The 20,645-nt window shown below is 65.6% G+C and carries 23 protein-coding genes; 12 read left to right on the forward strand and 11 right to left on the reverse strand.

Annotation, left to right across the window (positions count from 1 at the left end; genetic code table 11):
• The first annotated feature begins 9 nt into the window (after positions 1-9).
• The 3 genes from ACEN9H_RS01830 to ACEN9H_RS01840 all read left to right on the forward strand — a co-directional run bounded on the left by ACEN9H_RS01830 (position 10) and on the right by ACEN9H_RS01840 (position 2,712).
• Positions 10-1,422: a M64 family metallopeptidase gene (locus ACEN9H_RS01830; RefSeq protein WP_413673575.1), complete on the forward strand. Its 1,413-nt coding sequence runs from the start codon at positions 10-12 to the stop codon at positions 1,420-1,422.
• An 87-nt stretch (positions 1,423-1,509) separates the two neighbouring features.
• A complete protein-coding gene (locus tag ACEN9H_RS01835; RefSeq protein ID WP_160409432.1) occupies positions 1,510-2,022 on the forward strand; it encodes a hypothetical protein in 513 nt (170 codons plus the stop codon).
• Positions 2,023-2,175: 153 nt separating this feature from the next.
• Positions 2,176-2,712, forward strand: a complete 537-nt coding sequence (locus ACEN9H_RS01840; RefSeq protein WP_371768920.1) for a hypothetical protein — start codon at positions 2,176-2,178, stop codon at positions 2,710-2,712.
• Between the two features lie 53 nt (positions 2,713-2,765).
• On the opposite strand, the gene parC is transcribed toward ACEN9H_RS01840, so the two are convergent.
• Together parC and ACEN9H_RS01850 are read right to left on the reverse strand one after the other, a co-directional pair.
• Positions 2,766-5,099, reverse strand: coding sequence for a DNA topoisomerase IV subunit A (gene parC / locus ACEN9H_RS01845; protein ID WP_413673576.1), 2,334 nt, complete (start codon positions 5,097-5,099; stop codon positions 2,766-2,768).
• Between the two features lie 124 nt (positions 5,100-5,223).
• The gene (locus ACEN9H_RS01850) at positions 5,224-7,224 is read right to left on the reverse strand and encodes a DNA topoisomerase IV subunit B (RefSeq protein ID WP_056124316.1); all 2,001 of its coding nucleotides are present in this window, start codon (positions 7,222-7,224) and stop codon (positions 5,224-5,226) included.
• A 295-nt stretch (positions 7,225-7,519) separates the two neighbouring features.
• Between ACEN9H_RS01850 and ACEN9H_RS01855 the strand changes: the two genes are divergently transcribed.
• Positions 7,520-8,488 (forward strand): gamma-glutamyl-gamma-aminobutyrate hydrolase family protein, encoded by a 969-nt coding sequence (locus tag ACEN9H_RS01855; RefSeq protein ID WP_413673577.1) that lies wholly within the window; start codon positions 7,520-7,522, stop codon positions 8,486-8,488.
• Between the two features lie 11 nt (positions 8,489-8,499).
• On the opposite strand, the gene ACEN9H_RS01860 is transcribed toward ACEN9H_RS01855, so the two are convergent.
• A complete protein-coding gene (locus ACEN9H_RS01860; RefSeq protein ID WP_413673578.1) occupies positions 8,500-8,952 on the reverse strand; it encodes an Lrp/AsnC family transcriptional regulator in 453 nt (150 codons plus the stop codon).
• A gap of 82 nt (positions 8,953-9,034) precedes the next feature.
• Here ACEN9H_RS01860 and ACEN9H_RS01865 point away from each other — a divergent pair, with 82 nt between their 5' ends.
• Positions 9,035-9,652 carry a LysE family translocator gene (locus ACEN9H_RS01865; RefSeq protein ID WP_413673579.1) on the forward strand — a complete coding sequence of 206 codons (618 nt, stop codon included), beginning with the start codon at positions 9,035-9,037 and terminating at the stop codon, positions 9,650-9,652.
• 79 nt (positions 9,653-9,731) lie between these two features.
• The gene (locus tag ACEN9H_RS01870) at positions 9,732-10,079 is read left to right on the forward strand and encodes a hypothetical protein (RefSeq protein WP_056124306.1); all 348 of its coding nucleotides are present in this window, start codon (positions 9,732-9,734) and stop codon (positions 10,077-10,079) included.
• A gap of 1 nt (position 10,080) precedes the next feature.
• Here ACEN9H_RS01870 and ACEN9H_RS01875 read toward each other — a convergent pair whose 3' ends face one another.
• Positions 10,081-10,755, reverse strand: a complete 675-nt coding sequence (locus ACEN9H_RS01875; RefSeq protein ID WP_056124305.1) for an ArsR/SmtB family transcription factor — start codon at positions 10,753-10,755, stop codon at positions 10,081-10,083.
• A gap of 75 nt (positions 10,756-10,830) precedes the next feature.
• On the opposite strand from ACEN9H_RS01875, the gene ACEN9H_RS01880 reads away from it, so the two are divergent.
• The gene (locus ACEN9H_RS01880; RefSeq protein WP_413673580.1) at positions 10,831-11,136 is read left to right on the forward strand and encodes an NIPSNAP family protein; all 306 of its coding nucleotides are present in this window, start codon (positions 10,831-10,833) and stop codon (positions 11,134-11,136) included.
• Positions 11,133-11,471 carry an antibiotic biosynthesis monooxygenase family protein gene (locus ACEN9H_RS01885; RefSeq protein ID WP_413673581.1) on the forward strand — a complete coding sequence of 113 codons (339 nt, stop codon included), beginning with the start codon at positions 11,133-11,135 and terminating at the stop codon, positions 11,469-11,471. The genes ACEN9H_RS01880 and ACEN9H_RS01885 overlap by 4 nt, the downstream gene beginning before the upstream one ends.
• On the opposite strand, the gene ACEN9H_RS01890 is transcribed toward ACEN9H_RS01885, so the two are convergent.
• From ACEN9H_RS01890 to ACEN9H_RS01900, 3 genes are all read right to left on the reverse strand, one after another.
• Positions 11,461-11,907, reverse strand: a complete 447-nt coding sequence (locus ACEN9H_RS01890) for an SRPBCC family protein (protein WP_056124299.1) — start codon at positions 11,905-11,907, stop codon at positions 11,461-11,463. The two genes, ACEN9H_RS01885 and ACEN9H_RS01890, sit on opposite strands and share 11 nt — an antisense overlap.
• A gap of 89 nt (positions 11,908-11,996) precedes the next feature.
• A complete protein-coding gene (locus ACEN9H_RS01895) occupies positions 11,997-13,115 on the reverse strand; it encodes a YbdK family carboxylate-amine ligase (protein WP_413673582.1) in 1,119 nt (372 codons plus the stop codon).
• Entirely contained in the window at positions 13,105-14,301 is a 1,197-nt protein-coding gene (locus tag ACEN9H_RS01900) for a cation:proton antiporter (protein WP_413673583.1), read from the reverse strand. Before ACEN9H_RS01900 ends, ACEN9H_RS01895 begins: the two co-directional genes overlap by 11 nt.
• Positions 14,302-14,400: 99 nt before the next feature.
• Between ACEN9H_RS01900 and ACEN9H_RS01905 the strand changes: the two genes are divergently transcribed.
• The gene (locus ACEN9H_RS01905) at positions 14,401-14,991 is read left to right on the forward strand and encodes a type II CAAX prenyl endopeptidase Rce1 family protein (protein ID WP_413673584.1); all 591 of its coding nucleotides are present in this window, start codon (positions 14,401-14,403) and stop codon (positions 14,989-14,991) included.
• Here the strand turns inward: ACEN9H_RS01905 and ACEN9H_RS01910 are convergent, their stop codons facing one another.
• Genes ACEN9H_RS01910 through ACEN9H_RS01920 form a run of 3 tightly spaced genes read right to left on the reverse strand, consistent with a single transcriptional unit; the run spans position 14,992 to position 17,611 of the window.
• Complete coding sequence (locus ACEN9H_RS01910; protein WP_413673585.1) at positions 14,992-16,161, reverse strand: vWA domain-containing protein; 1,170 nt, start codon at positions 16,159-16,161, stop codon at positions 14,992-14,994.
• An 11-nt stretch (positions 16,162-16,172) separates the two neighbouring features.
• Entirely contained in the window at positions 16,173-16,760 is a 588-nt protein-coding gene (locus ACEN9H_RS01915; RefSeq protein WP_413673586.1) for a GNAT family N-acetyltransferase, read from the reverse strand.
• The gene (locus ACEN9H_RS01920) at positions 16,757-17,611 is read right to left on the reverse strand and encodes an AAA family ATPase (protein ID WP_413673587.1); all 855 of its coding nucleotides are present in this window, start codon (positions 17,609-17,611) and stop codon (positions 16,757-16,759) included. Before ACEN9H_RS01920 ends, ACEN9H_RS01915 begins: the two co-directional genes overlap by 4 nt.
• 229 nt (positions 17,612-17,840) lie before the next feature.
• Here ACEN9H_RS01920 and ACEN9H_RS01925 point away from each other — a divergent pair, with 229 nt between their 5' ends.
• The 3 genes from ACEN9H_RS01925 to ACEN9H_RS01935 all read left to right on the forward strand — a co-directional run bounded on the left by ACEN9H_RS01925 (position 17,841) and on the right by ACEN9H_RS01935 (position 20,147).
• The gene (locus tag ACEN9H_RS01925) at positions 17,841-18,179 is read left to right on the forward strand and encodes a c-type cytochrome (protein WP_413673588.1); all 339 of its coding nucleotides are present in this window, start codon (positions 17,841-17,843) and stop codon (positions 18,177-18,179) included.
• A 10-nt stretch (positions 18,180-18,189) separates the two neighbouring features.
• Entirely contained in the window at positions 18,190-18,546 is a 357-nt protein-coding gene (locus ACEN9H_RS01930) for a c-type cytochrome (protein ID WP_371767113.1), read from the forward strand.
• A gap of 95 nt (positions 18,547-18,641) precedes the next feature.
• Positions 18,642-20,147, forward strand: coding sequence for a SulP family inorganic anion transporter (locus ACEN9H_RS01935; RefSeq protein WP_413673589.1), 1,506 nt, complete (start codon positions 18,642-18,644; stop codon positions 20,145-20,147).
• A 60-nt stretch (positions 20,148-20,207) separates the two neighbouring features.
• On the opposite strand, the gene ACEN9H_RS01940 is transcribed toward ACEN9H_RS01935, so the two are convergent.
• Positions 20,208-20,633 (reverse strand): DUF1841 family protein, encoded by a 426-nt coding sequence (locus ACEN9H_RS01940; protein ID WP_413673590.1) that lies wholly within the window; start codon positions 20,631-20,633, stop codon positions 20,208-20,210.
• Positions 20,634-20,645: the final 12 nt, after the last annotated feature.

Below are 20,645 nucleotides of genomic sequence, written 5' to 3' on the forward strand. Positions count from 1 at the left end.
GAGCGCCCCATGATCCGATCCCTGTTCTCCCTGCTGGCCGCCTGCGCCTTCCCCGCACTGGCACTCGCCGCCCAGCCCGCCACCGTCCGCCTCGACTACATCCACAGCGGCAATGCCCTGTCCGAACAATACGCGATCGAGCGCGTGCTGATCGAACCGCTGCCATGGCCGGGCGATATGGCGCGGCCGTTCGACGACACCAACCGCGGCAACAACCGCGTCGAGGTGGCCGATGCGAAGACGGGAGATGTGCTGTATTCGCGCGACTTTTCCACCGTGTTCGGCGAGTGGAAGACGACCGAGGAGGCAAATAAACTCAGCCGTGGGTTCCATGAGTCCGTGCGCTTTCCGAAGCCCGACCGCCCCGTGCGCGTGCGCATCCTGAAGCGCGACGAGCGCAACCAGTTCTCCGTCGCGTGGAGCGTGGACGTCGATACGGATGCGCAGGACGTCGTGCGCGTGCAGGGGCCGGCGCCGGCCAGGCCGATTCCGATCCGCGTGAGCGGACCGTCGCCGCGCAAGGTCGACCTGCTCGTGCTGGGCGACGGCTACACGCAGGCCGAGATGCCGAAGTTCGAAGCCGCGGTGCGCCGCCTCGCGCAGCATTTGTTCGAGGTGTCGCCGTTCAGGGAGCGCGCGAACGATTTCAATGTGTGGGCGCTGGCCGTGCCGACGCAGGAATCGGGCGTGTCGCGGCCGTCGACGGGCGTCCATCACGCGTCCGCGCTGGGCACGCGCTACGACATTTTCGGCAGCGAGCGCTATGTGCTGACCCTGGACAACCGTGCGCTGCGCGACATCGCGCAGTACGCGCCGTACGAATTCATCGAGATCCTCGTCAACAACGACACGTATGGCGGCGGCGGCATCTTCGGCCAGTTCAGCACGGCGGCCGCGGACAACGACTGGGCGGACTATCTGTTCGTGCACGAGTTCGGCCACCACTTCGCCGGGCTGGCCGACGAGTACTACACGTCGCCCGTCGCATACCAGTCCAGCGGCGCGCGCATGGAGCCGTGGGAGCCGAACGTGACGGCGTTGCGCGATCCGGCCCGCCTGAAGTGGAAGCAATACGTGCAGGCCGGCACGCCGTTGCCGACGCCGTGGCCCAAGGCCGAGTACGAAGCGTATTCGCGCGAGTACCAGAAAAAGCGGGCGGCGCTGCGGGCGGCCAACCGGCCGGAGGCGGAGATGAGCGCGCTGTTCCGCGCAGACCTGGCGCACTCGAACGCCCTGTTTGCGCAGGCCAGGTACCGCAAGGCGATCGGCGCGTTCGAAGGGGCGAACTACGAAGCGGCCGGCTATTACCGTCCGGCCATGCAATGCATCATGTTCGACCGCAGCGGCGAGTTCTGCCCCGTCTGCCAGGACGGCATCAGCGACATCATCGACCTGTACGCGGGCCGTCCTGCCAAAAAGTAGCACCGGCGGGTGCGCTGCCGAACAGAGTCACCCGGGCGACGCACCTATCCTCGTTTCGAGTTACTCACCTTACGAAACGAGATCATCATGAACAAATTCCTCCCCACCCTCGTGTGTGCGCTGCTGGCATCGTCGGCCTGGGCCCAGACCACGGCCAATACGGCGCCCATCGGCCAGGCTGTCTCCGGCCACAACACCACGGCCGCCGGCGTGTCCGGCACGGGCCTGCGCACGGACGGCACGGCGAACACCGGTTCCGCGCATGACGCCACGGGCCGCCAGGCCGCCGGCGTCAACAACGCCGGACAGGTCGTCGGCAAGAGCACGGCCGTCATCAATCCCGCGCCGGGCAAGGCCGACAGCGTGAATGCCCAGGCCACCAACACGACGGCACCCAACAACACCGACACCGATGCAGCCGCTACCGGCGGGCGCGGCAAGGCCGGCACGAAGGCCGAGAGCGAAGTCATGCAGGCGAACGCGCGCTCCGTGAAAGAGCCGCCGGGCAGCCGCATGAAAACGCAAGCGGCCGTGAAGGCAAGCAAGAAAAAGCATGCGGAGTCGAAACGCAAGGGTGCCGAGAAGGCGGCCCAACGCTGAAAAATCTTGTCACAAATTGGATGATGGCCAGTATGTACTGCGTGCGCTGCCGAACAGAGCGAAAGTTGTCCGAAGCATATTCTGAAGCCCTGACTTAACAAAAACATATGGCGCGTCACGGCGCGCCCCACCATAATCTTCAGGAGAACTACGATGAATAAACTGCTCGCCACCCTGATCGCCGGCCTGTTCGCCACCTCGGTCTACGCCCAGACCACGACCGCACCGGCGACCCCGGTCACGACCACCACCGACACCACCATGTCGTCGGGCCAGAGCGGCACCGCTGGTACGACCTCGACCGGCAATGCGGATGCCGACAAGAAGATCGCCAAGGCCAACGAGAAGGAAGCCAAGGAGATGTCGAAACAGGACGAGAAGATTAACAAGGCCGTCGACAAGGCCAACGAGAAGAAGGCCAAGGCACACGACAAGGCCGAGAAGAAGGTTGCCAAGGCTCACGAGAAAGTCGCCAAGGCTGATCCGGAAGACAAGGCCAAGGCTGCCGCCAAGGCCGAGGAAAAGACCGCCGAAGCCAATTACGACGCCCAGAAGACCATGATCAAGGCCGACGAAAAGGCCCAGAAGAAGGTCGTGGACGCCAACGCCGATAAAGCCAAGGCCCACGCCAAAGCCAATGAAAAGCGTGCCGAAGCCACTGCCGAGGCACACAAGGACGCCGCCAAGTAATCCTGCGGTCGCCCAAAAACAAACGGACCCGCGTGGGTCCGTTTGTTTTTTCATCAACCGCCGTCCGTCTGGCGCATCGCGAGGTCTTTCGCCTTCAGCTTGGCCGACAACGGCTTGCCCTTGTTGGCCCGCTTGCCGAAGTGCGGCTCCAGGCCGGAGGCGAACAACTCCACCGTGCGCGGCTTGTCGCCGGCCCAGGTGCCGACCACGTTCAGGCCTTTCTGGCTGATCGGCTGCACGGCCAGCAGCTTTTCCTTCGGCTCGAGGCCCATCAGGATCACGCCGCGGCCGCCGTTCTGCAGCACCTTCATCTCGTCGATGCCGAACACCAGCACGCGGCCCTTCTCGGACAGGCAGGCGATGGCGCCCGCGTTGTCCACCACGACGCGCGGCGCCAGCGGCACGGCGCCGTCGTCCAGCGTGATAAACGATTTACCACCTTTCAGGCGCGTGATCATGTCGCCGGCCTTCGTGATGAAGCCGAAGCCGGTCGTCGTCGCGAGCAGCAGGCGCGTCTCGGCCGGGCCCACGTAGTAGTACAGAATGCGACCGCCGCCCGACAGGTCGACCAACGTCGTGATGGGGACGCCGTCGCCGCGCGCGCCGGGCAGGGCGGCCACGGGCACGGAATACACCTTGCCGTTGTCGCCGACGCACAACAGCGTGTCGACCGTGCGGCACTCGAACGCGCCGTACAGTGAGTCGCCCGCCTTGAACGTGAACTGGGCCGGATCGTGGCCGACGCCGGTACGCGCGCGCACCCAGCCTTTTTCGGAGACGATGACCGTCACCGGCTCGTCGATGATCTTCTGCTCGGCCACGGCCTTCTGCGCTTCCTCGATCAGCGTGCGGCGGTCGTCGCCGTACTGTTTCGAATCGGCCTCGATCTCGCGGATGATCAGGCGCTTCATCGACGACGGGTTCTCGAGGATGTCTTCCAGCTTTTCCTTTTCGCCGCGCAGCTCGGCCAGCTCCTGCTGGATCTTGATCGCTTCCAGGCGCGCCAGCTGGCGCAGGCGGATCTCGAGGATGTCCTCGGCCTGGCGCTCGGACAGGCGGAAACGCTCGATCAACGCGGCCTTCGGATCGTCCGAATTGCGGATGATGTGGATGACCTCATCGATGTTCAGCAGGACGATCTCGCGGCCTTCCAGGATGTGGATGCGGTCGTTGACCTTGCCCAGCTTGAATTCCGTGCGGCGGCGGACCGTGACGAAGCGGTACTCGATCCATTCCTGCAGGATCTCGGTGAGACCCTTCTGGCGCGGACGGCCGTCGCCGCCGATCATCACGAGGTTGATCGGGGCCGACGTTTCCAGCGACGTGTGCGCCAGCAGCATCAGCATGAATTCGGTCTGGTCCTGGTTCTTCGACTTCGGCTCGAACACGAGACGCACCGGCGCCTCGCGGCCGGATTCGTCGCGCACGGCATCCAGCGCGCCGAGGATCGTCTGCTTCAGCGTGAGCTGCTCGGGCAGCAGGGTCTTCTTGCCGACCTTGATCTTCGGGTTGGTCAGTTCCTCGATCTCTTCCAGCACGCGCTGCGACGACACGCCGGGCGGCAGCTCGGTGACGACGGCCTGCCACTGGCCGCGCGCCAGCTCCTCGATCTTCCAGCGCGCACGCACCTTCATCGAGCCGCGGCCCGACGCGTACATGTCGGCGATGGCGGATGCCGGGGTGATGATCTGGCCGCCGCCCGGATAGTCCGGACCGGGCATGAGGGTCATCAGCTCGGCGTGCGTGATCTTCGGATTGCGGATCATCGCGACGGCGGCGGCGGCCACTTCGCGCAGGTTGTGCGACGGGATCTCGGTGGCCATGCCGACCGCGATGCCGGATGCGCCGTTCAGCAGCAGCATCGGCAGGCGCGCGGGCAGGGTGCGCGGTTCTTCGCTCGAACCGTCGTAGTTCGGCTGGAAGTCGACGGTGCCCATGTCGATCTCGTCGAGCAGCAGGCGCGAGACGGGCGTCAGACGGGCTTCCGTGTAACGCATCGCGGCGGCGCCGTCGCCGTCGCGCGAGCCGAAGTTGCCCTGGCCGTCGATCAGCGGATAGCGCAGCGAAAAGTCCTGGGCCATGCGCACGAGGGCGTCGTACACCGACTGGTCGCCGTGCGGGTGCAGCTTGCCGAGCACGTCGCCGACGACGGTCGCGGACTTGCGCGGCTTCGCGGTCGGGCCGAGACCCAGTTCGTTCATCGAATACAGGATGCGGCGCTGGACGGGCTTCTGGCCGTCCGAGACGTCCGGCAGCGCGCGGCCTTTCACGACCGAGACGGCATAGTCCAGGTAGGCGCGCTCGGCGAAAGTCGAGAGGGTCAGCGTCTCGGCGTTGTCGCCGCCGCCGGGGGGAGTGGTTTGTTCGAAGAGGCTTGCTTGGGTCATTTTGTTTGTTCGTTCATGCAAACTTGGGTTCCCGCGTGCGCGGGAACGACGTGCTTATTGTGTTGGCCGTAAGACCGTCGCCCCTGCGGAGGCAGGGGCCCAATTTCATGCGGCGCATCCGTTATCAAATATCCGCTTCCGTCTCGTTCCCGTGCTCTTCCAGCCACGCGCGGCGGGCAGCGGCTTCGCCTTTACCCATCAGCATGTTGAAGCGCGCCGACGATTCGGCCAGGCCGTAGTCGCCGAAGGCCACCGGCAGCAGGCGGCGGGTGTCCGGGTTCATCGTCGTTTCCCACAGCTGCTCGGCGTTCATCTCGCCCAGGCCCTTGAAGCGGGAAATGCTCCACGTGCCTTCCTTCAGGCCTTCTTTTTTCAGCTTGTCCTCGATGGCGAGCAGTTCGCCGTCGTCCAGCGCGTACAGCTTCTGGATCGGCTTCTTGCCGCGCGCCGGCACATCGACGCGGTACAGCGGCGGGCGCGCGACGCACACGTGGCCGTTCTTGAAGAGGGCCGGGAAGTGCTTGAAGAACAGCGTCAAGAGCAGCACCTGGATGTGCGAGCCGTCGACGTCCGCATCGGAGAGGATGCAGATCTTCCCGTAGCGCAGGCCCGAGATATCCGGATTGTCGTCCGGGCCGTGCGGGTCGACGCCGATCGCCACCGCGATGTCGTGGATCTCGTTGTTCGCGAACAGGCGGTCGCGGTCCGTTTCCCACGTGTTCAGGACCTTGCCGCGCAGCGGCAGGATCGCCTGGAATTCCTTGTCGCGGCCCATTTTCGCGGAGCCGCCCGCCGAATCGCCCTCGACGAGGAACAGCTCGTTGCGGGTGATGTCGGTCGATTCGCAGTCGGTCAGCTTGCCCGGCAAAACGGCCACGCCCGACGACTTTTTCTTCTCGACCTTTTGCAGCGAGCGGAGACGCGATTGCGCCTGCTTGATGACGAGTTCCGCCAGCTTGCGGCCATATTCGACGTGCTGGTTCAGCCACAGTTCGAGCGGCGGCTTGGTGAACGCCGACACGAGTTTCACCGCGTCGCGCGAGTTCAGGCGTTCCTTCGTCTGGCCCTGGAATTGCGGGTCCAGCACCTTCGCGGACAGCACGAACGAGACGCGCGCGAACACGTCTTCCGGCAGCAGCTTGACGCCCTTCGGCAGCAGCGAGTGCATCTCGACGAAGCCCTTCACGGCGCCGAACAGGCCGTCCCGGAGGCCGGACTCGTGCGTGCCGCCGCTGACCGTCGGGATCAGGTTGACATACGATTCGCGTACCACCGAACCTTCCTCGGTCCAGGCCACGACCCACGCCGCGCCTTCGCCCTCGGCAAAGCCTTCATCGCCGGCGGCGGCGTACTGCGCGCCTTCGAACAGCGGGATCACGGTCTGGCCGCCGCCCGCCGTCTGCGCCAGCGCTTCCGTCAGGTAGCCGCGCAGGCCTTCGTCGTAGCGCCAGGTCTGCTTGTCGCCGGTCTTGGCATTGGTCAGCGTGACGGTGACGCCCGGCAGCAGCACGGCTTTCGAGCGCAGCAGGCGCTGCAGCTCGCTCATCGGGATGTTCGGCGAATCGAAGTATTTACCGTCCGGCCAGGCGGTGACGCGCGTGCCGTTCTTCTTGCCGCCCCGTTCGAACGGTTCGGAGGTCAGCGGTTCGATGACGTCGCCGTCGGCGAACACGAGCTTGTGCACGCCGTTGCCGTCGTCGTCCTTGCGCCACACCGTGATTTCCAGACGCTTCGACAGCGCGTTCGTGACGGACACGCCGACGCCGTGCAGGCCGCCCGAGAACGCGTAGGCGCCACCGGAGCCCTTGTCGAACTTGCCGCCGGCGTGCAGGCGGGTGAACACGATCTCGACGGTCGAGACGCCTTCTTCCGGATGCAGGCCGACCGGGATGCCGCGGCCGTCGTCCTCGACGGTGATGGAACCGTCCGCATTCATCGTCACGTCGATGTTCTTGCAGTGGCCGCCGAGCGCCTCGTCCGAGGCGTTGTCGATCACTTCCTGGATGATGTGCAGCGGATTCTCGGTGCGGGTGTACATGCCCGGACGCTGCTTGACGGGCTCCAGTCCTTTCAGGACGCGGATGGATGATTCGCTGTAATCGGGTGCGGGTTTCTTGGTGGCCATGCTTGATCTTCAATCATTCGAATGCTGCGCATTCTATCTTGTCGCGCGGAAAATAAGCGACTTCACGCGGTGGGTTCTACAGGGCAGGACGCGGCGTGCGGCCGAAACAACTGTATGGAAATACAGTATTTTTGCTTGTTAAGCGCAAGTTTGCAAGTGTTCGTTGCACGGATTGCCAAGTGAGCGGCATCGCGGCATCCTGTGCATATACGGGTGGCTGCGGGAATTTCATTACTAAAACGATATTTTTTTTAAAACGAATCGTGCGCGACCGTCGCAAGGATATATTGAGATCATGGCTGAGGACAATGACAAGCACGCTAATGAACCGGTGGACGCCGGACCGCCGCCGCGTGTGCCCGACCGGCGCGCCAACGGCGGCGCGTCACGCTACCTGCGTACCGACGACACGCCGCTGAACCTGGCCGGCCGCGTATTGCGCTCGCGCTGGCGTGCGCTGGCCGACAAGTTCAACCGCGACTTCATGCGGCGCACGCTGCGCATCGGCGTCTCCGCCCGCATCTTCCACCCGGAAGAGGGCGCGAAAGGCCTGCGCAGCAAGAACCTCCAATACCTCGAAGAATCGATCGCGCAATGGGTGATGTCGCGGGACGTGCTCGTGTTCATGGTCCCGACCGTGAATACGAACGGGCTGCTGCACCCCAGCAACATCACGATGCGTCATTACGCGCGCCACCTGGACGGCCTCGTGCTGCAGGGCGGGGCGGATGTGTCGCCGATGACATATTCCGAAACGCCGACGCGGCCCGAATGGAGCGGCGACCGCCCGCGCGACGTGTACGAACTGGAACTGCTGCACGAATTCGTCGACGCGGGCAAGCCCGTGCTGGGCATTTGCCGCGGTTGCCAGCTGATCAACGTCGCGTTCGGCGGGACCTTGCACCAGGACATCGTGACGAACGTGCCCGGCGCCCAGCCGCACGTGCACGACATCTACGACGCCCACCGCCATGCCATCGTGTTTCCGCACGGGTCGTCGCTGCGCAAGATGTTTCCCCAGCATGAGCGCGCCGTCGTGAACTCGATCCACCACCAGGCCGTCAAGGACCTGGGGCGCGATATCCACGTGGAAGCGATGTCCGAGCCGGACGGCGTCGTCGAGGCGATCCGCTACCAGCGCGCGCCGTTCGTGATGGGCCTGCAGTGGCATCCGGAATTCCACCGCGCCACGGGCGGCGACCTGCTCGACTGCACGCCAGTGCTGGATGAATTCCTGCGCGCCGCGCGCGAAACGCGCCTATGAGCCGCCTCTGATCACAGCGGCAGGGGCCGGCCCTGCACGACGCTCTTCATCACGAGCGTCGACGTCAGCCGCAACACGTTCGGCAACGTCGACAGGCTGTCGTCCCACAGTTTCTGGTACGCCGCCAGGTCCGTCGTGATGACGTTCAGGATGTAGTCCGGGTCACCGAACAGGCGCTGCGCCTGGATGATTTCCGGAACGCCGGGCACGCGTTCTTCGAAAGCACGTACGCTCTCCCGGTCGGTGGCGCGCAAGGTGACGAAGACGATGGCCGAGAAATTCAGTCCGACGGCCGCCGGCGCGATGGTCGCGCGGTAGTCGGCGATGATCCCCGCGTCTTCCAGCGCGCGCACGCGCCGGTGGCACGGCGACAGGCTCAAGCCGATGCGTTCTCCCAGGTCGGTGAGAGAAAGGCGCCCATCCTTTTGGAGTTCCGCAAGAATCTTCCGATCATAATCGTCCATGCGGGAGATGTTGCCCGAAATCGTGGTTGGTTGACAAGCCTTAGGCAGCACATTTTCGCGGCGGCGCAGTACGCTGTTCCTCATGAATACCCATACCCTCCTGCTGTTTTCCGCCACCGTGCTGCCGTTGATCTGCACGCCCGGCCCCGACATCCTTTTCATCGCGTCGCAAGCGATGTCCGGCGGGACGCCCGCTGGCCTGCGCGCCACGACGGGCGTGCTACTCGGCTACTGCGTCCATTCCTTCCTGGTGGCGCTCGGCCTTGCCGCCGTCGTGGCCGCGTCGCCTCTCCTGTTCGAGGTAATCCGCTGGGCGGGGATCACGTACCTGGTCTACCTGGCCTCGAAGCTGATCCGGGGGGCGCTGCGCGCCGGCGAGCTCGTCGTGCCGCAGGGGCAGGTCGCGAACCAGCTCTCCAGGGGATTCCTCACGTCCCTGCTGAACCCGAAAGGGATGATGGTCTACGTCGCCATCCTGCCCCAGTTCATGGACAGGCACGGCGGCGACACGACGCTGCAGGCGGTCGCTCTGTCCGCGGCCTTCATGTTCTGGTGCGGGGTCGTGTACACCTCGCTCTGCCTTGCCCTGGGCCGGGTCGGTGGCCGCAAGCTCAGCGACAAGCGGCGCCGGGTGATCGACGGTTCGGCTGGCGGCATGGTGTTGCTCGCGGCGGGGTTCATGGCCGTGGTCCGGCAATAACAGATTGCGCTTGCGTTCGGTCTCGTCCCGCTCCATAATCTAAACGAGAATCATTCTCATTTAAATGCGAGGAGGCTGTATGGACGACGATCTGCTGGACGAACTGAACACGCCGGACGGGCGGCGCACCACGCGCCACGAACTGCTCGTGGCGGCGTTGCTGCACCTGATGTCGCAATACACCGTGAACAACGCGGACGCGTGCGACCGCGCGAGCGGCGACGGGCCGTGCGTGAAACTGGCTTCGGTGATCGAGCGCCACCTGAATGCGCTGGCGCGCCTGCCGGATGCCGATCCGGTGCTGCGCGCCACCTGCGAGCAGCTGAGCGTGAAATGGGCGGGCCTCGTCGACCGCGGCCTGCCGGCGCCCGTCAAGCGCCCGCTGCTGGCGCGGATCCTGGGGCAGGGCCGGCCGTCGTTGGCTTGACTCAGTCGAGCCAGGCCCGCAGCGCCGCTTCGCCGTCCGCGCTGAACGCGAGCACGCGCGACTCCGGCACGCGGCGCGCCCAGCCCAGTTGCTGGAAACGCTCCAGCAGCGCCGTCCCGAGGGCGCCGGCCAAATGATGGCGCCGCTCGCTCCAGTCCAGGCAATGGCGGCACAACGGCCGCCGCGTGGCGGAGGGCAGTGGATCGATGCCGATGGCCGCGATCAGTGCGCGCCCACGGTCGGTCAGTGTGACGCCGCCTGCATCCAGCGCGAACGCGCCGCGCCGGGCCAGGCTTTCGTAGACGAGCACCCCGAGTTCGCCCGCCAGATGGTCATAGCAGACGCGCGCCTTGCGCAGCGCCGGTTCGCGTGGACTGGAGCGCACGCGCACGGAACCTGTGCCGAACGCGATGCCCATCATGGATTCGAGCAGGTGCGCGACGTCGGCGTCGGCGATGCGGAAATAACGGTGCCTCCCCTGCGCCTCGACGGCGAGCAGGCCCGCCTCGCGCAGCTTGGCGAGATGCGTGCTGATCGTCTGGCGCGTGACGCCGGCGGCGTCGGCCAGTTCGGTCGCCGTCAGCGCCATGCCGCTCATCAGCACGTTCAGCACTTCGGCGCGCGCCTGGTCGCCGATCAGTGCGGCGATGTTGGCGATATTCGGTCCGTCTCTCATATGCTTCGATCTTAGCCGAAGCATAGCGTCAGGGCCAGTGGCTACCATGGGGCTTCAACGTCACGAGGAGCCATCATGCCCATCACATGTTTCATCCGCTACGAGATCGACCCCATCCAGCGCGACGCCTTCCGCGAGTATGCCGGGAACTGGGGCCGCATCATTCCGCGCCTGGGGGGCCGCCTGCTCGGCTACTTCCTGCCGCACGAAGGCACCAATTACGAGGCATGGGGTCTCGTCGGCTTCGACAGCCTGGCCGACTACGAAGCGTATCGGCTGCGCTTGAAGAACGACGGCGAGGCAGTGGCGAATTTCCAGTTTGCGCGCGAAAAAAGCTTCATCCTGCGCGAGGAGCGCACGTTCCTGGAGAACGTCGCATGATCGCCGTGATCTTCGAAGTGGAGCCGGCGCCCGGCAAGCGCCAGGATTACCTGGACACGGCCGCCGCGCTGCGTCCCGAGCTGGAAGCGATCGACGGCTTCATTTCCATCGAACGTTTCGCATCGCTGGCGCGGCCGGAGAAGATGTTGTCGCTGTCGTTCTGGCGCGACGAGGATGCCGTGAAACGCTGGCGCACCTTGCCCGCGCATCGCGCCATGCAGGCGGCGGGGCGGGCCGGCATCTTTGCCGACTACCGCCTGCGCGTGGCCGCCGTCGTGCGCGACTATGGCTTGCACGAGCGCGACGAGGTGCCGCCCGACCTTGTTACTCCTTGATCTCGGGCTCGACGAGTTGAGCGAGCAGCAGCAGCGATTCCTGCCAGCCGAGGTAGCACATCTCGGCGGGAATCGCGGCCGGGATGCCTTCCTGCTTGACCTTGATGTCGACCCCGCAGAACACGTCGCGCAGTTCCACGGTCGTCTGCATGCGGCCGGGCAGGTTGGGATCGTTGAATTCGGCCGTGTAGACGAGGCGCTTGCCCGGTTCCAGTTCCAGGTATTCGCCGCCGAACGAGTGGCTGCCGCCCGTCGTGAAGTTCGTGAAGGACATCCGGTAGCGGCCGCCGACGCGGGCGTCCTGTTCGTGCACGGTGCAGGTGAAGCCGTGCGGCGGCAGCCATTTGGCGACGGCGGCAGGCGTGACGAACGCGCGGTAGACGCGGTCGGCGGTGGATTTCAGGACGCGGTGCAGCTCGACGGTATTCGTGGACATGATCGGTCTCCTTGGCGTAAGTGGCAGAGGACATCCCTCTGATCCTACGACGAACGAGCGGCCTGCGGATCGACACGAGGATAAAAAAATTATCGTCCGCGGAAGCGCCGGATGGCCGCGTCGACCATGCCCTCCGCGCTGCCCTGGCGTAGGTACTGCCCGCGCAGGAAACTCGCGTCACCGCCGTCGCTGGCCGCCGCGGCCAGGTGCAGCAGCGCGTCCAGGCTGCCCAGCGCCTGCGCGTGCGGCTCCATCAGGTCCAGGGTGGCGATGATGTCCTCGCGCAGCGGGAGTTGTTCGTAGGTCTTCGGATGCGTGATCACGCCGTCGAGCCCGAAGCGGCTGGCCTGGAAGCGGTTGTAGTTGTAGACGAGGTAGTCGTCTTCCAGAGGCGGCGCTTCCTTCCGTTCGAGCAGGTGGCGGCACAGCGCCTGCAGGTAGGCCGCGAGGGCGGCGGCCCGTTCGACCGTCAGCGGGGTGTCGCACACGCGCAGCTCGATCGTGCCGTATTCCGGTTTCGGTCTCAGGTCCCAGTAAAAATCCTTCATGCTCTTGATGATGCGCGTGCGCTCCATCTTGGCGAAGTAGACGTCGGCGAAGTCCGCCCAGCTGAGCGTGAACGGCGCGCGGCCGCTCAGGGGAAAGGCCGAGACCGAATTCAGGCGCGCCGAATCGAAGCCGCTGTCGTGGCCCTGCACGAACGGCGATGACGCGGACAGGGCGATGAAGTGCGGGATGTAGCGCGACAGGGCGTGCAGCAGGAACAGCGCGTCGTCGCCGCTGGCGCAGCCGATGTGCACGTGCTGGCCGAACACGGTGAACTGCTTGGCGAGATAGCCATACAGCGCCGACAATTCCTGGTAGCGCGGCTTGGCCGAGATGCGCTGTTCGGACCAGTGCTGGAACGGATGCGTGCCTCCGCCGGCGATGCCGATGTTCAGCACGTCGCTGGCGGCGACCAGCGTATCGCGTATGTCGAGCAACTCGGCCAGCAGCGTGCGGTAGTTCGTCTGCACGCTCGAATTTATCTCGATCATGCTTTCCGTGATCTCGGGCGTGACGTTGCCGGGGAACGGCTTGCGCTTCAGCAGATGCATCAGGTCGGGGCTGGCCGGCGTGAGGTCGAAGTCGGACAGGCTGACGAGCTGCAGTTCCAGCTCCACGCCGAACGTCAACGGTGCCGAGGTGGCGAAGGGTTCAAGCGGCATGGTTGACCTCCGGCGCTTCGCGCGCCCACACGAGGGCGCGCTGCAGGATGATGGGACCGAATACTTCGAGCAGCATCGTCACGGCGGCCACGGCGCGCAATTCCTCGACGACCTGCACGCCGGCGTGGCGCGCATGCTCGATCAAGAGGATCACGAACACGGACAACGGCGTCAACGCCACGCCCGTCAGCGCGCCCTTGCGCCACGAGATGCCGGACAAATGCGCGAACGCGGTCACGCCGGCCGTCTTGGCGAGCAGGCGCACGAGCACGAGGGCGACGGCAAGCAGGGCGCCCGCCCACACGCGGCGCCAGTCGAGCGTCGAGGCGGCGAACACGAACAGCACGACGGTGAGCAGTTCGCCCAGCGCGCCGAAATTGCGCTGCGCCTGGCTGAACGCGACGCGGCGGTGGCGCGCCGTCAGTCCGAACGCGAGCGCCGCGACGACGGGCGACAGGCCCAGTGCGTACGTGATCGCGACGAGCAGGATCACGGCCAGCGCGAAGGCGACGGTCGCGTCCTGCGCCAGCTTGCCCAGCAGGCGCAGGATGCCCGGCACGACGAGGCCGAACACGGCGCCCGTGAAGGCCGAGACGCCCAGCACGACGAGGCTGTTCCACAGCGCGTCGCCGACGTCCTCGAACGTGCGGAAGATCCACAGGCCGACGGTGGCGTTGAACGCGAACACGGCCAGCACGCAGTTCAGCGCGCACAGGTGCAGTGCCCGTTCCGTCACCTGGCCCGAGCTTTTCTGTTCGTTGATCACGCGGACGACGGTCGCCGGCGACGTCGCCATCGACAGCGACGCGAGCATCAGCCGGTCGATCAGCGCCGCGCCGAACGCGTTCGCGACGAGGTACACGCCGACGAAGGTGAGGCCCGCTTCGAACAGGCCCATGATGCCGATCCACGGATTCGTGCGCAGCCAGCGCAGGTTGATGCGGTAGCCGAGCTCGAACAGGATCAGCCCGAACCCGACGTCGGCCAGCAGCAGGGTCGTGCCGCCTCCCGACGGCGGCAACGGCAGCACGCCCAACTGGGGCGCGGCCAGGATGAAGCCGACGAGGCCATAGGAACTGATGCGCGGCAGGCCGGTCCAGCGCTGCCCGAATTCGCCGACCAGCCAGGCCAGCGTGATCGCGAAGGGCCAGGCAAGGCTCGTGAGGACAGACAGGAATTCCTGCATACCTGCTCCTTTGTCAAAATGTTACGACCTGCGACCGATTCTACAAGAGGGATATGTGCGCACGATTACATGTAGGAATTGCGGAAGGTAGAATGCCGGATGACCCAATCGATCTCCGCCCCGGCCTCGCGCCCCCCGATCCGCCTCACGGCCCAGGTGCTCACGTGCCTGATGTTCTGCCTGCTGGCCGCACCCATCATCTGGTTCGGCCAGCGCGATCCGCTCGCGGCGTTCGGCGGCCCGATGGCGCCCATGCGGCAGCTGCTGATCGGGCAGGGCCTCGCGCTGCTGGCCGCCGCCGGCTCGTACGTCATGTTCCGCCTGACGGCGCGGGCAAAGTCGACCACGGACACGATCGCGAGCTATGCACGGCTCGACCTGCGCGGCCTGAATCCGCTGTGGATCGCGCTGGCCGCCGCCATCGGCGAAGAGACGCTGTTCCGCGCGGCGCTGCAGCCGCTGCTGGGTATCTGGATCACGTCGCTGATCTTCGTCGTCACGCACACGCCTGCATACCGCTTCCGCCGGCTCGACTTCGCCACGCTGGCGCAGGCGGCCGGCGTGTTCGGCGGCAGCGTCGCGCTGGGCCTGATCTACCAGTACGTCGGCTGGATCGCGGCGGTGCTCGTGCACCTGTGGATCGACATCATCGGCCTGCTGGTCGTGCGCGCGGCGGCACGCGCCCGGTGACTACTTGCTGAGCAGGCGCATCGCCCGTTCGAGGCCGTCGATCGTCACGGGGAACATGCGGTTGCCCATGATCTGCCGGATGACGGCGATCGATTGCCGGTACTGCCACAGGTGTTCCGGCTCCGGATTCAGCCATGCGAATTTGGGAAAGGCGTGGCAGAACCGCGCGAGCCATTCCGCGCCCGCTTCCTCGTTGGCGTATTCGACGGAGCCGCCCGGCGCGAGGATCTCGTAGGGACTCATCGTCGCGTCGCCGACGAAGATCAGGCGCGTGTCGGGCGGGTAGGTGCGCAGCACGTCCCACGTCGGGAAGCGCTCGGCGTGGCGGCGGCGGTTGTTCTTCCACAGGTGGTCGTAGACGCAGTTGTGGAAATAGTAGAACTCCATGTGCTTGAACTCGGCCTTCGCCGCCGAGAACAGTTCTTCGGTGCGCTCGATGTGGTCGTCCATCGTGCCGCCCACGTCCAGCAGCATCAGCACCTTGATGCGGTTGCGCCGCTCCGGCTGCATCCTGATGTCGAGCCAGCCGGCGTTGTTGGCGGTCGAGCGGATCGTTTCGTCCAGCGCCAGTTCGTCCGGCGCACCCTGGCGCGCGAAGCGGCGCAGGCGACGCAGCGCGACCTTGATGTTGCGGATGCCCAGTTCGCGCTCGCCGTCGTAGTCGCGGTAGGTGCGCTGGTCCCACACTTTGACGGCGCTGCGGTTGCCCCCTTTGCCGCCGATCCGGATACCCTCGGGGTTCGTGCCGCCATTGCCGAACGGGGACGTGCCGCCGGTGCCGATCCACTTGTTGCCGCCTTCGTGCCGCTCCTTCTGTTCCTTCAGCAGTTCCTGCAAACGGTCCATCAGCTTGTCGTAGCCGAGCTTCTGCAACTCGGCCTTCTGCTCGGGCGTCAGCTCGCGCTCCAGCCGCTTGATCAGCCAATCGAGGGGAATGTCGGCCTTCGCATCGAACACCGTCTCGATGCCCTTGAAGAAGGCGCCGAACGCCCGGTCGAACTTGTCGAAATGGGCTTCGTCCTTCACCAGCGTCAGGCGCGCGAGATAATAAAACTCGTCGAGCGACGGCGCGATCACCTGCTTCTGCAGCGCTTCCAGCAGCGTGAGGAATTCCTTGATCGTGACGGGGACCTTGGCGTCGCGCAGGGTGAAGAAGAAGTCGATCAGCATCGTGCGCCCTGTTACTCTGCGTGGCGCGCGAGGCGGTAGTGCAGGTGCGACTTCACTTCGTGCCACTCGCCGCGCACGATGCTGTACATGACCGTGTCGCGCACGGTCCCATCGCGGCGCGGCGCATGGTGGCGCAGCACGCCGTCCTTCTTTGCGCCGAGCCGCTCGATGGCGGCCTGCGACGCGTAATTAAAATTATCGGTGCGCAGGCCGACGACGGCGCAGCCCAGGGTGTCGAACGCGTGCGACAGCAGCGAGAGCTTGCAGCTCGTGTTGACGTGGCTGCGCTGGCGGCTCTTCGCATACCACGTGTAGCCGATTTCCACGCGGTCGATCGCGGGCATGATGTCGTGGTAGCTGGTCGTGCCCATCACGGTGTCGCTGGACGCGTCGACCACGGCGAAGGCGACCCGGTTCGGTGTCTCCAGCGCCGTGCGGATATAGGCTTCCGTGTCCTGCGGTTCCGGCACGGAGGTGATGCGCAGGTTCCACAGTTCGCCGTCGGCGGCTGCGGCGCGCAGGCCGTCCAGGTGGTGCAGCCCGAGCGGCTCCAGGCGCACGCCGTTGAATTCGAGGGTGACGGGAGCGACCTGGATCATCGGTTGTGCCTCGCCATCGTCACGAGGCGCTCGAACAGGCTCACGTCCTGCTCGTTCTTGAGCAGGGCGCCCGCGAGCGGCGGCACGATCGTCTTGCCGTCCTGGCTGCGCAGGATCTCGGCCGGGATGTCCTCGGCCAGCAGGAGCTTCAGCCAGTCGAGGAATTCCGACGTCGACGGCTTTTTCTTCAGGCCCGGCACGTCGCGCAGTTCATAAAAACTCTGCAGCGCGGCGGACAGCAGGTCGGCCTTCAGCGTGGGGTAGTGGACCTTGACGATCTCCGCCATCGTGTCGCGGTCCGGGAATTTGATGTAGTGGAAGAAGCAGCGGCGCAGGAAGGCGTCCGGCAAATCCTTCTCGTTGTTCGACGTGATGATGACGAGGGGGCGGTGCTTCGCCACGACCATCTCGCGCGTCTCGTACACGTAGAACTCCATGCGGTCCAGTTCGCGCAGCAGGTCGTTCGGGAATTCGATGTCGGCCTTGTCGATCTCGTCGATCAGCAGCACGACCGGCTCCGGCGCCGTGAACGCCTGCCACAGCACGCCCTTGACGATGTAGTTGTGGATGTCGCGCACGCGCTCGTCGCCCAGCTGCGAATCGCGCAGGCGCGAGACGGCGTCGTATTCGTACAGGCCCTGCTGGGCCTTGGTCGTGGACTTGATGTGCCACTGCAGCAGGGGCATGTCCAGCGCGGCCGCGACCTCTTCGGCCAGCATCGTCTTGCCGGTGCCGGGTTCGCCCTTGATCAGCAGGGGCCGGGCGAGGGTGAGGGCGGCGTTGACCGCCAGTTTCAGGTCGGCGGTGGCGACATAGTTATCGCTGCCTTCGAAGCGTCGGGGTGCGTGCATGGGCCAGGGCAGATCATATGGAAATGCTATCGAGTATATGCCAGAACCGCGGCGCGGGCAGGGCGTCCATGCTGCGCTGCCCAATGGACTCGACTATATTCTTCGGATAGAATCGATTGGATCGTGGCAAAAATGCCATTGCAGTTGCAGTACCGGGGGTCTAGAAAACCTGCTGCCGCCGCACGGGTCGCAAGGCGCCCTATCGATTCAACCCAACGATAGGTCATCCATGAAAATTTCAACAGCATTACTCGTGCTAGCAGCCGGCGCCTCGATGGCCGGCACGGCCGGCGCAGCCGACATCGTCGGCAATCCGAAGGCAGCACCCAACAAGATCGAGCAGTGTATCGGCTGCCACGGCATCCCCGAGTACAAGGGCACGTTCCCTGAAGTCTATCGCGTACCGAAGATCGGCGGCCAGTCGGCGAAGTACATCGAAGCTGCGCTGCATGCGTACAAGAAAGGCGACCGCAACCACCCGTCCATGCGGGGTATCGCGGCCAGCCTGTCCGACCAGGACATCGCCGATATCGCCGCGTATTATTCGCAACAATCCCCGTCCAAGTAAGGAGCGCGCCATGAATAAACTGATCGTCGCGCTGACCCTGGGCGCCGCCTCGCTGGTCCTGTCCGGCCAGGCGCTGGCTTCCGGCAATGCCGCCAACGGCGCCGAACTGGCGAAGAAATACAACTGTGCGTCCTGCCACGGCGCCGACTACAAGACCCCGATCGATCCCAGCTATCCGAAGCTGGCCGGCCAGCATGCCGACTACCTCGTGCATGCACTGACCGCGTACAAGCGCGGCACCAAAGCCGCCAACGGTCGCAACAACCCGATCATGGCCGGCATGGCCCAGCCGTTGTCGGATCGCGACATGGCCGACATCGCCGCCTACCTGCAAGGCCTGCCTGCGGCGCTCGTCACGAAACGCTGATCTACGCGGGCCGTTACAATAACGGCTTCTTCGGTTTGTCCGAATCCCTCCTGCCGCCTGGCGGCCGGGGGGATTTTGTTTTTTGGAGCCCCGCCGTGTCCGACGTATCCCCTTCCCACATCAAGACCAATGTATTGAGCGGCCTGACGGTCGCGCTGGCGCTGGTCCCCGAGGCCATCGCCTTCGCCCTCGTGGCCCACGTGTCGCCGCTGACCGGCCTGTATGCCGCCGTGCTGGTCTCGTTCATCACCTCCGCGTTCGGTGGCCGGCCCGGCATGATTTCCGGTGCGGCCGGCGCGCTGGCCGTCGTCATGGTCGCGCTGGTCGTCCAGCACGGCGCGCAATACCTGTTCGTGGCTATCGTGCTGATGGGCGTGCTGCAAATGCTGTTCGCGGCCGCGCGGCTCGGTAAATTCATCCGCATGGTGCCGCATCCCGTGATGCTGGGCTTCGTCAACGGCCTGGCCATCGTGATCTTCGTCGCGCAGTTCGAGCATTTCAAGGCGGGCGGCGGCTGGATGGCGGGCCCGCAGCTGTGGACGATGCTGGGCCTCGTCGCACTGACGATGGCGATCGTGTACCTCACGCCGCGCATCACGAAGGCCGTGCCGGCCACGCTGGTCGGCATCCTCGCCGTCGCGCTGCTCGCGCACTTCACGGGCATCGAGACGAAGACCGTGGGCGACCTCGGCTCCATCGCCGGCGGCCTGCCGGCGTTCCGCGTGCCGGACGTGCCGTTCGACCTGCAGACCCTGAAGATCGTGTTCCCGTACTCGCTCGTGCTGGCGGGCGTGGGCCTGATCGAGACGCTGTTGACGCTCACGCTGATCGATGAGATCACGGACACCCGCGGCCAGCCGAACCGCGAAAGCCTGGCCCAGGGTGTCGCGAACGTCGTCACCGGGTTCTTCGGTGGCATGGGCGGCTGCGCGATGATCGGCCAGAGCATGATCAACGTGGGCAATGGCGCGCGCGGCCGCCTCTCGGGCATCTGCGCGTCGCTGTTCCTGCTGTCATTCATCCTGTTCGGCGCGAGCGTGATCGAGCAGATTCCGCTGGCCGCACTGATCGGCGTGATGTTCGTCGTGTGCGAAAAGACGTTCGAATGGGGCACGTTCCGCCTGTTCGGCAAGGTGCCGCGCGCCGATGCGCTCGTGATCGTGCTGGTGGCCGGCGTGACGCTCGTATTCAACCTCGCGACCGCCGTGCTGGTGGGCGTGGTCGTCTCCGCGCTGGTGTTCGCGTGGCAGCATGCGAAGCAGATCCGCGTGGCGACGGCGCAGGACGACAATGGCTGGAAAGTCTACGAACTGGAGGGGACGCTGTTCTTCGCGTCGGTGGCCGGCTTCCAGGCGCTGTTCACGCCGAAGGACGACCCGCAGGACGTCGTCGTCGAATTCCGCCGCGCGCGCGTGGCGGACCACTCGGCGATCCAGGCCATCGACGGCCTGGCGGAACGCTACCGCGCCCTCGGCAAACGGCTGCATCTGCGCCACCTGAGCCCGGACTGCCGCGCGCTGCTCGAGCGCGCGAAGGACATGATCGAGGTGAACCTGCCGGAAGACCCGCGCTATCGGGTCGCCGACGACAAACTCGATTAAAAACGTCTCCCGAGCCGCTGCGCGTTGCGCTGCCGGCCTGCGATGCTCGTGAGAGGTTTTTCAGCGCACGCGCTTGCGCACGCACTCCACGTACGCGTCGGTGTCCGGCTGTGTGCCGTGACGCTGCGCCGACCAGATCATCTCGCCCAGGCATTCCATGATGCCGTGGTGGGCCTCGTGCTCGCCTACGCGCGCGGCCAGCGCCTCGTAGGCGGTGCGGATGCCGCGCGGCTGGTCGATCGACACCTGTTCCGTGATCGACAGGTGCATCGACAGGTGCAGGAACGGATTCGGCTTGCCGCCTTCGACGGCATAGTCGCGTGCCACCGCCGCATCGGCATCCGCCAGCTCGTCGTGGTATTCGGGATGCTGCTCGATCCAGTCGGCGGCGATGGCGTCCATCGGGGTCAGGATCTCGCCGGCGCGGCGCTTGCGCAAGGCCTCGCAGAAGAAACGGCGGACGTCGTTGGAGGAGGGGGTGAACATGGGAGAACCGTC

Source organism: Massilia cellulosiltytica (assembly GCF_047325105.1).
Lineage (GTDB): Bacteria > Pseudomonadota > Gammaproteobacteria > Burkholderiales > Burkholderiaceae_D > Telluria > Telluria orientalis.

Bases quoted from the DNA above. Each gene is read 5' to 3' on its own strand.
- ACEN9H_RS01830 (WP_413673575.1), top strand. From the start codon at position 10: ATGATCCGATCCCTGTTCTCCCTGCTGGCCGCCTGCGCCTTCCCCGCA.
- ACEN9H_RS01835 (WP_160409432.1), top strand. From the start codon at position 1,510: ATGAACAAATTCCTCCCCACCCTCGTGTGTGCGCTGCTGGCATCGTCG.
- ACEN9H_RS01840 (WP_371768920.1), top strand. From the start codon at position 2,176: ATGAATAAACTGCTCGCCACCCTGATCGCCGGCCTGTTCGCCACCTCG.
- parC (WP_413673576.1), bottom strand. From the start codon at position 5,099: ATGACCCAAGCAAGCCTCTTCGAACAAACCACTCCCCCCGGCGGCGGC.
- ACEN9H_RS01850 (WP_056124316.1), bottom strand. From the start codon at position 7,224: ATGGCCACCAAGAAACCCGCACCCGATTACAGCGAATCATCCATCCGC.
- ACEN9H_RS01855 (WP_413673577.1), top strand. From the start codon at position 7,520: ATGGCTGAGGACAATGACAAGCACGCTAATGAACCGGTGGACGCCGGA.
- ACEN9H_RS01860 (WP_413673578.1), bottom strand. From the start codon at position 8,952: ATGGACGATTATGATCGGAAGATTCTTGCGGAACTCCAAAAGGATGGG.
- ACEN9H_RS01865 (WP_413673579.1), top strand. From the start codon at position 9,035: ATGAATACCCATACCCTCCTGCTGTTTTCCGCCACCGTGCTGCCGTTG.
- ACEN9H_RS01870 (WP_056124306.1), top strand. From the start codon at position 9,732: ATGGACGACGATCTGCTGGACGAACTGAACACGCCGGACGGGCGGCGC.
- ACEN9H_RS01875 (WP_056124305.1), bottom strand. From the start codon at position 10,755: ATGAGAGACGGACCGAATATCGCCAACATCGCCGCACTGATCGGCGAC.
- ACEN9H_RS01880 (WP_413673580.1), top strand. From the start codon at position 10,831: ATGCCCATCACATGTTTCATCCGCTACGAGATCGACCCCATCCAGCGC.
- ACEN9H_RS01885 (WP_413673581.1), top strand. From the start codon at position 11,133: ATGATCGCCGTGATCTTCGAAGTGGAGCCGGCGCCCGGCAAGCGCCAG.
- ACEN9H_RS01890 (WP_056124299.1), bottom strand. From the start codon at position 11,907: ATGTCCACGAATACCGTCGAGCTGCACCGCGTCCTGAAATCCACCGCC.
- ACEN9H_RS01895 (WP_413673582.1), bottom strand. From the start codon at position 13,115: ATGCCGCTTGAACCCTTCGCCACCTCGGCACCGTTGACGTTCGGCGTG.
- ACEN9H_RS01900 (WP_413673583.1), bottom strand. From the start codon at position 14,301: ATGCAGGAATTCCTGTCTGTCCTCACGAGCCTTGCCTGGCCCTTCGCG.
- ACEN9H_RS01905 (WP_413673584.1), top strand. From the start codon at position 14,401: ATGACCCAATCGATCTCCGCCCCGGCCTCGCGCCCCCCGATCCGCCTC.
- ACEN9H_RS01910 (WP_413673585.1), bottom strand. From the start codon at position 16,161: ATGCTGATCGACTTCTTCTTCACCCTGCGCGACGCCAAGGTCCCCGTC.
- ACEN9H_RS01915 (WP_413673586.1), bottom strand. From the start codon at position 16,760: ATGATCCAGGTCGCTCCCGTCACCCTCGAATTCAACGGCGTGCGCCTG.
- ACEN9H_RS01920 (WP_413673587.1), bottom strand. From the start codon at position 17,611: ATGCACGCACCCCGACGCTTCGAAGGCAGCGATAACTATGTCGCCACC.
- ACEN9H_RS01925 (WP_413673588.1), top strand. From the start codon at position 17,841: ATGAAAATTTCAACAGCATTACTCGTGCTAGCAGCCGGCGCCTCGATG.
- ACEN9H_RS01930 (WP_371767113.1), top strand. From the start codon at position 18,190: ATGAATAAACTGATCGTCGCGCTGACCCTGGGCGCCGCCTCGCTGGTC.
- ACEN9H_RS01940 (WP_413673590.1), bottom strand. From the start codon at position 20,633: ATGTTCACCCCCTCCTCCAACGACGTCCGCCGTTTCTTCTGCGAGGCC.